Raw genomic sequence first — 13816 nt, 5'->3', positions numbered from 1 at the left:
AGCTGACTGGTACTAATCGGTCGAGGGCTTGACCTAAAAGCGAGGTTCGAAGTGCGAGGCACGAGGTTCGAAAGGACAGAGAGGCTGAGGACGAAGGGCTTCGGGATTGCTAATGACTAGGTGAGTGGCTCAAATTCAATCGACACTACTAGAAGAAGACTCTGTGCAGTTTTGAGAGAACAGCGTTCGAAAGAATGAACTATCTCAGACATCTGGTGATCATGCCGGAGGGGTTCCACCCGTTCCCATATCGAACACGGAAGTTAAGACCTCCAGGGCCAAGGATACTTGGAGCATAGCTCCTGGGAAAGTAGGTCATCGCCAGGTAACAAGCGAGAGACTATCTCTAACGAGGTAGTCTCTCTGTGTTTAGTCATACTGTAAATTAAGATACTTGGGTCCGGGGTTCCACCCGTTCCGATCCACATCCTACGCCGTTTAGTATTCTTTGGGGATCGCGGCTTCGGCGAAACCCTCCACTGGAGGCTTTCGTGCTGTTTGTATCGCCAGGTAACAAGCGAAAGGACTATCATAGTCTTTTCGCTTGTTTGCGTTTGGCAAACAAAGAAACGAAGTAGGCGAAACATAATTGTACTTTTTATTCAAAAGAGAGGCTTAGTTTTGAAGAGAATACTTTAGGGCACTATTAGTGAACAACATAACAAACTTGTTAAGAAATATTGTGTTAAAATAGGGAAAAGGTTGGAGATTAATTTAGATTCATGGTCCGACCATCAGACATTGTGGTATAATATGGAGGTAAATAGGTTTTAAAGGGAGATGGATTTGTGGTCTCTAAGCTTAGCAATTTTGTTGCCAATAAAATAGTAAGTTTTATTCATGAACAAGGTGGGTTTGCTGTTATCGTATGTGATGAATCTGGGATAATCATGGCAGATTCTGCCCAAACTAGAGTAGGGGTACAGCATAAGGGAAGCCACCAAATAATGACTACTAATATAGAATATACAGTTGTAACTCAAGAAGAGGCTGACGTTTCAAATGGGAAGTTAAAAGAGGGTTACAACCAAGCAATTAAAGTCGACGGTGTTAAAATCGGCACCTTTGGAATTGCTGGTCCTCTAGATATCGTTAGTCCGGTTGCCAGGATTGCTGCGGGTATGGTTGTAACGATGCTGAGAGACGAAGAATTGAAAGACATCATGCGCAATCAAGTAAAAGTTTTAAGTAATTCGATAGAGCGAGCTGCCAGTGCTGTGCAACAAACAGCTGCTTCGGCACAAGAAGTGGCCGCGATTAGTCAAGCTATTGCGACAGAGGCGAAGGAGGGAGAAAATCAACTTAAATTCACTTCAGATATCTTGGGGCTTATTCGTAAAGTAGCCAAACAAACTAATCTTTTAGGGTTAAACGCAGCAATTGAAGCAGCCAGAGCAGGAGAACATGGACGTGGTTTTTCCGTGGTTGCAGGTGAAGTTCGTAAATTGGCAGATGAAAGCAATCGTTCAGCCAATGAAATCAGTGAACTCTTACTGGAATTTCAGGCCATTATTCAAAAGATCACGGCAAGTTCGTTGCGTAACAGTGCAATCACGCAAGAACAAGCACAGGCTAATCAAGAAATTGCCAAATTAGTTGAAGGTTTACAGGAAGTAAGCGGACAGTTAGAATCGTTGGCTTTAAGTTTATAGGTCATGTCTCAAGTAATTTGTTACTAGACAGTATGATGCTTCATACATAACATTTCAAAGAAAAGGAGATATATATGGAAGTTTTTTTAGCCTATGGAAAGAATGGGTTGAACATAAATGTACCTGAACACACGAGAGTCGTTGAACCGACACATTTGAAGTTGCCGGAGAATGACCATGAGCTTGTATTAGACGCTCTGAGCAATCCTAAAGGGACAAACCCGCTTAGAGAAATGGTTAAGTCAACAGACAGGGTAGTCATTGTAATTAGCGATATTACTAGGCCGACACCAAACTATAAATTAATTCCTTGGATACTTGAGGAACTTCCTCATGTACCGGTGGAAAACATTACCATTATCAATGGCCTTGGAACTCACCGTGACCAAACAAGGGAAGAATTCATCGAAATGTTAGGAGAAACAGTTGTAGATACTGTACGTCTTGTAAATCATCATTGTCACGAAAAATCGGAGCTTTCGCATCTGGGAACGAGTAGCTTTGGGTGTGAGGTATATCTAAATAAAGAATATGTTGAAGCAGATTTTAGAATAGTAACAGGGTTCATCGAGCCTCATTTCTTTGCGGGTTTCTCTGGCGGACCTAAGGGAATTATGCCTGGTATAGCGGGGATTGAAACTATATTAACCTTCCATAACGCTAAAATGATTGGGCACCCGCTGGCTACCTGGGGAAAACTAGATAAGAATCCACTTCAAGAAATGACGAGGGAAGTCAACAATTTTTGTAAACCGGATTTCCTTCTAAATGTAGCTCTGAATGGAGAGAAAGAGATCACCAATGTATTTGCCGGCGAGTTGGTTGAAGCTCATGCTATTGGCTGTGCATATGTCAAAGAACAAGCCATGGTCAAATGTGAGAAGCGTTATGATGTTGTAATTACGACGAATGCTGGTTACCCTCTCGATCAAAATTTATACCAGGCTGTAAAAGGTATGGATGCTGCCCGGATGATTGTCAAACAAGGGGGGACGATTATTTGTGCCGCAGAATGTAGTGAGGGCATGCCGGAACATGGGAATTTTGTTAAAATACTTCAAATGCGCAACTCACCAAAGGAACTTTTAGAAATGATTAACGAACCTTCATTTCAAATGTTTGATCAGTGGGAAGCACAAAGATTGGCTATGATTCAGGAGTGGGCAGATGTATACTTGTATTCCTTGTTGCCTGAAGAATCGACAAGAATTGCAAATTTAACTCCTACGAGGGATATCGAACAAACTTTGAGGGAACTAACGGGTAAATATGGCGATAATATGAGTATTGCTGTTTTGCCACTTGGCCCTCTTACGATTCCGTATGTCGAAGAATAGGGTCTAAACAAATTTTGCTTAAGGTTAGTTTTGATATAAATAACTCAATTAGAAAGGGACGTCGTTTATCTGAACGACGTCCCTTTCTAAGATATTACTAATCTATAACATCAGAACCCTGCTCGGCCATTTCCTTCTCTGCAAAGGTAATCATTTTCTTGACCATATTGCCGCCAATTTGACCTACTTCTCTGGTGGTCATGTTAGCAAACCCTTTTTCTTGAATATCATCGTCTAAATTTAGTTCTTCAGCTACTTCCCACTTAAGCTCATCCAACTGTCTTTCGGATTCTGGAACTTCAGGTGTATTACGGCTCATATTTAACCATCCTCCTTTTTCAGTTGTTTGTTTAGACATTATTATACTAACCATATAAAAGGTCTTTATACGTGTAATAAAAACATAAATTTACTCATGATTAACAATACTATTAAGTATGTCCACAGAAGATTGTACTAGGCTAGTATTTAGCTAGAGCAGGAAATAAGTGTCGATTCAGATGATTCTGTATTTTATAGCCAGGCATAAAGGGATATTTGCACCTCTTGTCGAACTATTTATACTATGTATACTAAGGCTTATAAAGAAAACTTTTTTACCGCCAAGCCACAGGCGAAGGCCAAGGATGGCTAAGTGTCCCTGTAGCCAGGGACAGCGAGAAGGGACCGATGGCCAAGGATGGCCGAGTGTCCCTGTAGCCAAGGATGGCGAGAAGGGACCTTCCAAAAATATATAACTATAAGTTAAACTTTCTGGCTAGTATTATAGTAAGTTTAGTCATTATTATCATGAAGGTAACTTAGAAAACGAAGTTAATAAACTTGGAAAAGGGATAAGAATATTACTGAAAGGAAGGTTAAGTTTTTTCGAGTTTTCTTAACTGGAGACGATGTGCATGAAATGTCTTTAATGGGAGGAGTATTTGAGGTCATCGAACAGACTGTCTCCCAACATAAAGTAAAGAGAGTGCTCCAGGTTAAACTAAAGGTTGGAGCACTTACAAATGCGGAACCGGATGCTCTGCAAATGGCTTTTGAAGCTTATGGCAAGGATACCATATGTGAAGGAGCAGAACTGTTAGTAGAGCGTATAGACGTGCTTGGTCGCTGTCAGAACTGTCATTATGAGTTTAACGTGACGGGGATGTTTTTTCTCTGTCCAAAATGTCAAGATATCAACATTGAAGTTATTCAAGGTGAGGAACTATTACTTGAAAGCCTGGAGGTAGAATAATGGAAGCAACACGTCGTGAAATTGAAGTCATGGCAAATTTACTTAACTCAAATGATACGCAGGCTGAAATAAATCGTGCTCATTTTCGAAAGAATAATTGTTTAGCTATTAATATGATTGGCTCACCAGGAGCAGGAAAAACTTCGCTTTTGGAAAAGTCGTTGCCCCTCCTAACTAGAAGTCTTGGTGTGGGGGTTATAGAAGGAGATATTTTTACTAGTAAAGATGCGGATCGCATAGCTATACACCAGATACCTGTAATTCAGATTAATACTGGCGGAGGATGTCATCTTGACAGTAAAATGGTAAGTAAGGTTTTACCGGACTTTGATTGGAATGCCATTGATCTGATGATTATCGAAAATGTCGGGAACTTGGTTTGCCCTGCCGATTTTGATCTGGGTGAAGCATTTAAAGTCATTGTGCTTAGCATTGTTGAAGGAGATGACAAACCTTCGAAATATCCTGTGATATTCCGCAATGCGAAAGCGGTTGTTCTAAATAAGATGGATCTAGAAAAATTGACTGATGTAAATATGGAGACGATGAAACAAGATATTCTAGCGATTAATCCACACATACGAATTTTCGAAGTATCTTGTCGCAATGGAAATGGGCTAAATGAATGGATTAGTTGGCTAAGTCAAGAGGTGATAGAGCACCGGGAACATGAAGGGTAACAATAACGATTGGTTAGTTGAGGTGCTGGAAGTACTGCGAGGTATAGTAAACTGCCTTTCGAAAAATAACTTTAAGAATAATATGTATCAAAATAATTGTAAGAGCCTTTCACCACTGCAAAGATTCATAGTGGTAAAAGGCTCTTGAATTTTATGGCGAAGCAAATTTCCCTTCGTGCTGAATGGAATCAATTTCCTTTATTATTAACTCACTCAAACGGGGGAATAGGGCTTCGATTTCAGGGCTTATTTCTAAGCCCCATTCTAAACTTTTAGGTTGAATACCAAAAATTAAAGTTTGTGGAGCATGCCCCAATACATTAGCCATGGTTATTACTTCAACGATGCCGATTTGATGAAATGATACTTCATATTGTTCGGGGATTACTTGAAGATCCCCAGGTTGAAAGCGGAACAATGCTCCAGGCTCAGCGTTAGCATTTAAGGCATCGATGATAATAAGAAAGTCTACATCTTGTATTAAATGAACGAGCTCCAGTCCAGCTGTCCCCCCTTCAAGTAGTTCTACATTGTCGGGGAGCGTATTCTTAGCTAGTTCGTCCAAAAAACGAACTCCTAAACCTTCGTCAGATAAAAGGATGTTTCCTACTCCCATCACCATGATTTTTGGTGATTGCATGATTATACACTTTTCTCCTTTCTTATCTTGCCAAAAAACATGAAGAGAAACTGCTCATAGGCTGCTGTAAAGACAAGATAAAGGTGAACTGCGATTACAGCGATAAATAGCCACATTAAGAGATAATGGAATCCTCGAACAGCCGCTAACCCTCCAAAGGAATCAGCTAAACTTGCCAATTGAACAGGCTTGTAGAGTATGAAGCCTGTCACAGCCTGAACTACAGCCATAATAGGCAGGGCAATATAGGCCATTTTTTGAAGGGGGTTGTATTTCCCGGTTTTGGGATGTTTGCCCAAGAACAAATAATATTTAATTTGAGGCCAAGTTGTTTTTAGATCCTGAGAGTTGAAAAAAAAGGTGTCATAATCTTTATGCTTCCCAAAAAAGGAGTAATAGAAACGGACGATGCCATTAATGATTAACAGATACATAAAAATAAAATGCAAATTCCGAACTAGGCTCATAGGCATTCCTTGATAAGGGGAATGAATGAACCAACCTGTGATGCCTAAAAATAAAAAGTTGATTAAATTGATCCAGTGGCTTATGCGCTGAAACAATGGGTGGTCTAAGTCTAATTGGCTAGACATGTCCTTCCCTCCTTTATTACCAGCCGATCTGGAATTTTTTTATCTGGTTAGTTTCAGGATGAATGAGGTGAATCGCACAGGCTAGACATGGATCATAGGAACGAACGACCCGTACAATGTTGACAGGATTTTCGAGATCAGGTACAGGAACACCTATTAGGGCTTCTTCAACCGGACCACGGACACCCTTGTCATCCCTTGGAGAGAAATTCCAAGTAGTCGGAACAACCATTTGATAGTTTTCAATTTTATGATCGGCGACTTTGATAAAGTGGCCAAGAGCTCCTCGAGGAGCTTCAACCATGCCTGCGCCTTGTCCGGTGGCTGGAGCTTCCCAGTGATCAGTATCATGAATGCGGAATTCCTTAGATCCCATTTCTTTTTCCAAGGCATCAATCCAATTGAACATATCTTTAGCCATAAGGAGAGTTTCATAAGCACGAGCCGCATGACGTGCTACTGCACCCGGCTTGATATTATACTTAGCGATGATATCCATGAGACCTTTAGGTTGCATAACAAGCATTCGGGCAAGAGGCCCAACTTCGATTGGTTTAGCATCATAGCGAGGGGCTTTAACAAAGGTGTAGGCACCTTTCTTATCTAGATCAGGTACTGTATCCTCGGTATAGGGCGTTTTACCGTTGGCGCTGGCTTTATACCAAGAATATTGAACGTCTTCTGTAATTTTTGCTTCATCGACCGATTTAATACTGCTTAAATTACCATCCATAATGACGCCTGCTTTAAAGAACATGTCTTTGCCAGCATCGTCACGGGCAAATCCACCATAAGACAGATAGTTGGGACTCCCTCCGCCTACACCGGCTTGGGCTAAGGGCAGAAGCGGGCCAGTACCGAATGTTAATACATCTTGCAAATAAGTTTTCTCGATGAAATCAAGCTGTTCATAAAGCATGGAACGGAATTGCTCAACGACTCCAATGCTTGGAAGCATAGTTACGCCACCAACGACAATCGAAGATTGATGGGGCTGTTTTCCGGCAAACAGTGCGGACATTTTCTTGGCCTTCGCTTGCATCTCTAAAGCTTTGAGGTAATGGGCAACAGCCATGGTCACTAATTCAGGATCGTTGACGCTGAAGGCATCTGGTTTATAACGAGGAGTCAGTGGAGCAGTATCCCCGGCAGTCACCAACTTTACGATTTTGTCTTTTACAGCCAGAAGTCCTGGGTCTTTTCCTTGATATTGGGCGACAGCTATTACATCTATATAGTCTAGGGCACTTAGATGATAAAAATGCAGAGGATGGTCATGCAGATACATCGCCCCAAGGATTAGATTCCGAATAAGACGACCACCGGCCGGAACATTTGCGCCATAAGCTTTGTCCAGAGCTAAAGAGGACGCCCAACCATGTGAACCGGCACAAACCCCACACACTCGTTCTGTAACATACGTAGCATCTCGAGGGTCACGACCACGGAGCATAGCTTCAATCCCACGGTACATGGTTCCTATGACATGTGCGTCAACAACTTTTCCATTCTCGACTTCTACTTCAACCCTTAAGTGCCCTTCAATGCGTGTTAAAGGATCGATTACTACTTTCGCCATCTACACGTCCTCCTTATGGTCCTTTTTGCTCAGTCTGCCGCTAGCAGCAGTAGCTATTAAATGGGCTCCCAGACCCACTGCAGCAGCTCCTCCAATAACAGCCCCTACTGTATCTGCATTCACTTGACCAACGCCTGGAAGCTTGAAGATCTCTTGCTTTGCATATAAGGGACTGAATCCATCATAGAAGTCTTTCTCTGAACATCCGGAACAGGGAGACCCTGCATTAATACAGAAGTTGGCGTTGTCATTCCACCATACTTGTGCACAGTCGGTATAGGTCTTTGGACCTTTGCACCCCTTTAGTATTAGGCAATACTCTTTTTGAAGAGGATCGTTCCAATCTGTAAGGAAGTTTCCACTTTCGAAGTGCCCGCGGCGAGGGCAGTTATCATGCAATAATGAACCGTAGAAGGCCACCGGGCGATTTTGAGCATCCAGCTCTGGAGCCTTTTGGTAGGTCAAGTAGTATAGAATTGTGCCAATTAATGTATTGGGTTTGACCGGACAACAGGGAAGATTAATTACGGGTTTGTTAATTCCTTCGTTTCTCAGGATTTCTGCCACACCGACAGCACCAGATGCACAAGCCCCTGGAATCCCAGCCCCCTCTGATGCACAGCTTCCGATGGCGAGAATCACCTGAGCCTTCTGAGCTGATTCAAGGAGAATTTTGCGGAATGGTCTGCCTCCAATCATACAGAAACGGTCTTGCTCTTCTTTACCGGGACAGGATCCCTCTACAACGAGAACAAATTTTTCCTTGAGAGCCTCTTGGTAAGCTTCCTCTGATGTGTGACCGGATCCAGCCATGATGGTTTCATGATAACGAATTGAGAGCATATCTAAAATGAGTTCGGCGGGTGAAGGATTTAGGGTGGAAATGGCTGATTCTGTGCATCCAGTACAATCCATGCCTTCCAACCAGATAACAGGCGGTTTCTTCAGTGCTTGTTCTAACGCATTAGCCGCTTGAGGTACGATAAGTTCGGGAAGTCCAAGCGCTGCAGTTGTTGCTGCAATCAATTTCATGAAATCACGCCGAGAAACCCCTTTGACTTTGAGTAAATCAAAATTACCCATACTTTACAGAACACCTCCTGAATTTGAAATTGATCCTTCAGCTAAGTAGGCCTTAGTGTAACGAAAACGATATATGTAACTTATATTCTGGAAAAATTGTCAGTTTCCTCTCTAACTTATGAATATTTAGAAGATTGGCAATATTAATTTATAATTTAGTAATTAAAAATACTAATGACAAGAATTTTTATTAAAGAAAACTTGGCGAACGAAAAAGCTCGATGCACTCGTTGTGACTCAACCATGGGCGGTCGAACCTTGGAAAGCGCATAGATTATGATACTTTCTGACTATTACGAAACGTTTAGAATTAATTTACTTGAAGAAAATAGAGTTTGGCGTGTACAATAAGAGTGTTAATATTAAGAATTATTTCAGTAAGGCTGAAAGCTGGTCATTTAACAATGAAAATACAAGCAAAAGCTATCTATTTTAATGGTATTGTTCAAGGGGTAGGGTTTCGACCTTTTGTTTTTAAGCTTGCAGAAGAACTAGGTATCAACGGATGGGTAAATAACTCAAGCCATGGTGTAACAATCCATGCAGAAGGAAATAAATTAGACTTGTTCTATGATCGGTTGCTTAATGAAGCTCCCCCTTTGGCTCAAATCGTGACAGCACGATTTGTTGAGACTGAGCCTAAGCGCTATAAGACGTTCGAAATTGTTGAGAGTGAAGCTGAGCAAGATGCGGATGTTTTAATATCGCCGGATGTTGCAACATGCAGAGATTGCCTTAAGGACATGGCTGACCCTATGAGCAGGTACTGCGCATATCCGTTTACAAATTGCACGAATTGTGGTCCGCGCTATTCAATAATTCGTGACGTTCCTTATGACAGGGTGCAAACCACTATGTCAGAATTTCCGATGTGCAACTCATGCGCAGCAGATTATAGAAATCCAAGGGATCGACGATTTCATGCACAACCGGTCGCCTGTGAAAATTGTGGGCCTAAGCTTCAACTTAGTGATGCTTTTGGTCACCCGCTCCCAGGGATAGGCGTAGATCAGCTAGCCCAAGGCGGGATTATTGCGGTAAAAGGGCTAGGGGGCTTCCATCTTGTTTGTGATGCTCGAAACACAGAAGCCGTTCGTCGCTTGCGAGAACGAAAGGAAAGGGGATCAAAGCCTTTTGCGGTTATGGCGAGATCTGTGGCAAAGGCTTGTAACGAGGTTAATATCAGTGCTAAGGAAGAGGAATTGTTACAGTGTCCAGCGGCCCCTATTGTGGTCTTGGAACGAAAGTTAGCTCTTGCGGAGCCTTTACCGGGGAACATCGCACCGGGAATACAGACATTGGGAATCATAATGCCATATACCCCAGTACATCATCGCTTGTTTGAGGGACCCTGTGATTTTTTAGTCATGACGAGTGCCAACCTCAGTGGGCGTCCATTAATTTACACAAACGAAGAGGCCTTTGAAGCTCTACAGGGAATTGCGGATTATTTTCTGATGCATAATCGAGATATTTATCATCCCTGTGATGATTCGGTTGTTCAAGTGATTGGTCATGAAATCGTCTTTTTCCGCAGGGCCCGCGGTTATGTCCCTTTACCAATTTTAATGTCCCAAATTCAGATTAAGACCCCCCTTCTCGGTGTAGGGGGAGAACTTAAAAATACATTTTGTCTCGCCTTGGGGCAACGGGCTTTTGTGAGTCAATATATTGGAGATATGGAAGGGTATGAAAATCTTCAGCGCTTTCACCAGGAACTGGAATCCTTTCAACGAGTCGTTAATATTGCACCAAGTGCGATTGCCTACGATAAACATCCAAACTATCAACTAACGAGATTTGCTTTGGAACAGCCTTGGCCAAAATATGCCGTGCAACATCATCATGCCCATTTAGTTAGTGTGTTGGGGGAATGGGAAAGAACCGAACCAACCCTGGGAGTTATCTGTGATGGAACTGGTTACGGAGAAGATCATTGTATCTGGGGGTTTGAATTTCTGTATGGAAACTCCTCAGGGTATGAACGCAAGGGGCATTTGGAGTACTTAGGGCTTCCAGGGGGAGATGCGGGTGGAAAACAACCTTTACGAATTGCTTATTCGTATCTTAAAACTCTTTTTGACAGTGCAGAATGGGAAAAGACTTCGTCCTTTTGGTCAGCCCTTTCAATCCATGAACGTCAGATCTTAGATCGTCAACTCGAAACCGGAATTCAAGTTTTTCAAACCTCTAGCGCAGGGAGATTGTTTGACGCGGTCAGTGCCTTACTAGGTGTATGTACTAAGGTAACCTATGAAGGACAAGCTGCAATTGAGCTGGAAAGCCTTGGGGCTGATTTCTTACGGCAAGAAAGTCTTGAAGACTCAGAATATCGGAGTAGAAATAAACAATTACTCTATTCATATGAAGTAAGAGCTGAGAACGGGGTGCTTATCCTTGGAGTTAGACAGCTTTTCGAAGAATTGGTTCGAGATGTTCTTCTTGGCGTGAGTCGGGAAGAAATTGCCTATCGGTTTCACCAAACGATTGCTCAAGCGATTGTGGATATAGCCCTGCAACTGGGGGCAGGTTGCAGTCCTTTGGTTTTAAGTGGAGGGGTATTTCAGAATAAACTCTTAACTGAAGCAGTCCTTGAAAATTGTCAAGCAGAAGGAATAAAGGTCTTGCGTTCCCGAAGCCTCCCTCCAGGGGATGGAGGCCTAGCCTTTGGACAACTATTAATTGCGAATGAGGTGTTATAATGTGCTTAGCCATTCCTGCTAAAATCGTCACGATCGACGGCACTATTGCCAAGGTAGATATGATGGGAAATGAACGTATAGTCAGTATCGACTTGGTGCCGGAGGTTGGAATTGGCGAATACGTGTTAGTTCATGCCGGGTTTGCCATCAGTATTATTGATGACGAAAGTGCCAAAGAAACGGAAGGACTGCTGCTGGAGGTGGCTGAGGCCTATGAAAAAGACCAGTAAGGAGTTAATGGCTAGGGCGAGCATCCTTCTCACCGAAATTAAGTCCTTAGCTCAAAGTCCATTTACCATCATGGAGGTTTGCGGAACGCATACTGTAGCTATCGCCAAAAATGCGCTTCGAGAATTATTACCATCTACTGTGCGGTTAGTTTCTGGACCTGGTTGTCCAGTCTGTGTTACTGCCAGTGGAGATATAGACCGGTATCTTTATTTAGCCGCTCAAAAAAATGTCCTCACCGCTACGTTTGGGGATATGATTCGAGTGCCGGGTACGGAAAAGAATTTACAGGAGTTAAGAGCTGAAGGCGCAGATATTCGAGTGGTTTATTCAACTCAAGATGCGTTGGAGTTAGCTCGCCAAAATCCAAACAAAGAGGTTGTTTTTCTGGGGATCGGCTTTGAAACGACTGTTCCTACTGTAGCCGTGAGCTTAGAGATAGCTAAACGGGAAGGGATAAAAAATTACAGTGTGCTCTCTATGCACAAAGTGGTCCCTCCAGTATTAAAGCTGCTGGCAGAGGACAATGAACTGGTTGTCGATGCTTTTCTTGATCCTGGACATGTTTGCTCAATTATAGGTATAGAGCCGATAAAGTTTATGGCTCAAGATTATGGTAAACCTGGCGTTGTTACAGGATTTGAAGCCTTGGATATCCTTGAGGGGATAGTGATGCTCCTTCGCCAACGTGCAGAGGGACGCTCTGACATTGAAATTCAATATCATCGTGTAGCTAAGCCGGAGGGGAATCCTCAGGCCAAAATGTTTATTGAACGGGTCTTTGAGCCTGTTGATGCGTATTGGCGAGGGATAGGACTAATCCGACAAAGCGGCTTGGGTATACGGGAAGAATATAGACTTTGGGATGCTGTCCAGAAATTTTCCTTGCCTGTTTTTGACTCGCGGGAAACACCTGGTTGCCGTTGCGGTGATGTCTTAAGAGGGATAATTTATCCGACTCAATGCCCTTTGTTTGGGAAACATTGTACACCGATGAAGCCTGTTGGACCTTGTATGGTATCTACTGAAGGGTCTTGTGCAGCTTATCACCGATACGCTCAAAGGAGTGTGGATTAAATGGAACGCATAATGTTGGCTCATGGAAGCGGTGGACGGCTAAGCCATGAATTAATACTCAACCTTTTTCAGAAACACTTAGGAAATCCTTACTTAAATCAGATGAACGATGCTGCTTTGGTGCCCGGCAGGGAGCAGATCGCTGTAACCACTGACTCGTTTGTAGTTTCCCCTTTGTTTTTCCGCGGGGGAGATATCGGCAAGCTTGCGATATGTGGTACGGTCAATGATTTAGCGGTGAGTGGTGCAATTCCAAAATTTATAACCCTGGCACTTATTTTAGAAGAGGGTTTACTTATGGAGGATTTAGAGCGGATTATTAAAAGTATTGCCGAGACTGCGGCTGAAGCCGGTATAGTCATTATCAGCGGGGATACGAAAGTTGTGGAACGCGGAAGTGCTGATAAAGTTTTTATAAACACCACTGGAATAGGGTATATTACAAATCGTTTAGTTGGTCCGGAGCAGATTCGGCCCGGTGACGAGATTCTTATAACAGGAACGATTGGGGATCATGGAATAGCAATTTTATCGGAGCGAGAAGGGCTTGAATTTCAAACTCCTGTGCTTAGTGACTGTGCTCCTTTAAATAAATTAATTGATACTTTTTATCTGCCAGGAGTCAAATGTATGAGAGATCCTACCCGTGGCGGCGTGGCGACAACTTTAAACGAATTAGCCCAACAAGCGGGAGTGAGTATGCTTTTAAAGGAAGAGTTCTTACCACTGTCTCCAAGCGTAGAAAGTGCCTGCGAGATGTTAGGATTGGATCCCCTTTATTTAGCGAATGAAGGAAAGGCCTTGGTCATTGTGAGGCCGGAAGTTGCGGAAGAAGTGCTTATGAAGATGCAGGCTCATCCATTGGGGCAAAATGCAACACGTATTGGACAGGTACAAGAAGGAAAGTCGGGGCTTGTGCTTTTGGAAACTTTCCTCGGGGGAAAACGTATAGTTGGCATGCTCGAAGGCGAACACCTTCCCCGGATATGTTAAGAAAGTATGAGGCGGTAT

Annotated in this window: 13 protein-coding genes and 1 rRNA gene; 9 read left to right on the top strand and 5 right to left on the bottom strand. The window is 42.9% G+C overall.

Going from position 1 to position 13816, the window contains the following annotated elements; all coding sequences use genetic code 11:
* Positions 1–211 precede the first annotated feature (211 nt).
* The 3 genes from rrf (at position 212) to larA (ending at position 2989) form a co-directional block, all read left to right on the top strand.
* Positions 212–327: ribosomal RNA gene (gene rrf, locus M8E35_RS02175) — 5S ribosomal RNA — on the top strand.
* Positions 328–788: 461 nt separating this feature from the next.
* Positions 789–1652 (top strand): methyl-accepting chemotaxis protein, encoded by an 864-nt coding sequence (locus M8E35_RS02170; protein WP_252467087.1) that lies wholly within the window; start codon positions 789–791, stop codon positions 1650–1652.
* 74 nt (positions 1653–1726) lie between these two features.
* On the top strand, positions 1727–2989 hold the full coding sequence (gene larA, locus M8E35_RS02165) for a nickel-dependent lactate racemase (RefSeq protein ID WP_252467085.1): 1263 nt from the start codon (positions 1727–1729) through the stop codon (positions 2987–2989).
* Positions 2990–3086: 97 nt separating this feature from the next.
* On the opposite strand, the gene M8E35_RS02160 is transcribed toward larA, so the two are convergent.
* Positions 3087–3308, bottom strand: coding sequence for an alpha/beta-type small acid-soluble spore protein (locus M8E35_RS02160; RefSeq protein ID WP_073030435.1), 222 nt, complete (start codon positions 3306–3308; stop codon positions 3087–3089).
* Positions 3309–3881: 573 nt separating this feature from the next.
* On the opposite strand from M8E35_RS02160, the gene hypA reads away from it, so the two are divergent.
* A complete protein-coding gene (gene hypA / locus M8E35_RS02155; protein WP_252467083.1) occupies positions 3882–4223 on the top strand; it encodes a hydrogenase maturation nickel metallochaperone HypA in 342 nt (113 codons plus the stop codon).
* The gene (hypB, locus tag M8E35_RS02150; protein WP_252467082.1) at positions 4223–4903 is read left to right on the top strand and encodes a hydrogenase nickel incorporation protein HypB; all 681 of its coding nucleotides are present in this window, start codon (positions 4223–4225) and stop codon (positions 4901–4903) included. Before hypA ends, hypB begins: the two co-directional genes overlap by 1 nt.
* A 151-nt stretch (positions 4904–5054) precedes the next feature.
* Here hypB and M8E35_RS02145 read toward each other — a convergent pair whose 3' ends face one another.
* The 4 genes from M8E35_RS02145 to M8E35_RS02130 are packed head-to-tail and all read right to left on the bottom strand — an operon-like array spanning position 5055 to position 8798.
* Complete coding sequence (locus tag M8E35_RS02145) at positions 5055–5543, bottom strand: HyaD/HybD family hydrogenase maturation endopeptidase (protein ID WP_252467081.1); 489 nt, start codon at positions 5541–5543, stop codon at positions 5055–5057.
* 2 nt (positions 5544–5545) lie between these two features.
* A complete protein-coding gene (gene cybH, locus M8E35_RS02140) occupies positions 5546–6136 on the bottom strand; it encodes a Ni/Fe-hydrogenase, b-type cytochrome subunit (protein WP_252467080.1) in 591 nt (196 codons plus the stop codon).
* 16 nt (positions 6137–6152) lie between these two features.
* Positions 6153–7715, bottom strand: a complete 1563-nt coding sequence (locus M8E35_RS02135; protein ID WP_252467079.1) for a nickel-dependent hydrogenase large subunit — start codon at positions 7713–7715, stop codon at positions 6153–6155.
* Positions 7716–8798, bottom strand: coding sequence for a hydrogenase small subunit (locus M8E35_RS02130; protein WP_252467078.1), 1083 nt, complete (start codon positions 8796–8798; stop codon positions 7716–7718).
* A 404-nt stretch (positions 8799–9202) separates the two neighbouring features.
* Between M8E35_RS02130 and hypF the strand changes: the two genes are divergently transcribed.
* From hypF to hypE, 4 genes are read left to right on the top strand one after another with little or no spacing between them, the layout of a single operon-like run.
* Positions 9203–11500: a carbamoyltransferase HypF gene (gene hypF / locus M8E35_RS02125; RefSeq protein WP_252467077.1), complete on the top strand. Its 2298-nt coding sequence runs from the start codon at positions 9203–9205 to the stop codon at positions 11498–11500.
* On the top strand, positions 11500–11730 hold the full coding sequence (locus M8E35_RS02120; RefSeq protein ID WP_252467076.1) for a HypC/HybG/HupF family hydrogenase formation chaperone: 231 nt from the start codon (positions 11500–11502) through the stop codon (positions 11728–11730). The genes hypF and M8E35_RS02120 overlap by 1 nt, the downstream gene beginning before the upstream one ends.
* A complete protein-coding gene (gene hypD / locus M8E35_RS02115) occupies positions 11714–12805 on the top strand; it encodes a hydrogenase formation protein HypD (RefSeq protein WP_252467075.1) in 1092 nt (363 codons plus the stop codon). The genes M8E35_RS02120 and hypD overlap by 17 nt, the downstream gene beginning before the upstream one ends.
* Positions 12806–13798, top strand: a complete 993-nt coding sequence (gene hypE, locus M8E35_RS02110; RefSeq protein WP_252467074.1) for a hydrogenase expression/formation protein HypE — start codon at positions 12806–12808, stop codon at positions 13796–13798.
* Positions 13799–13816 lie beyond the last annotated feature (18 nt).

It is taken from the genome of Desulfosporosinus nitroreducens, from assembly GCF_023897015.1.
GTDB lineage: Bacteria > Bacillota > Desulfitobacteriia > Desulfitobacteriales > Desulfitobacteriaceae > Desulfosporosinus > Desulfosporosinus nitroreducens.
This window is presented reverse-complemented; position numbering and strand designations above follow the sequence as displayed.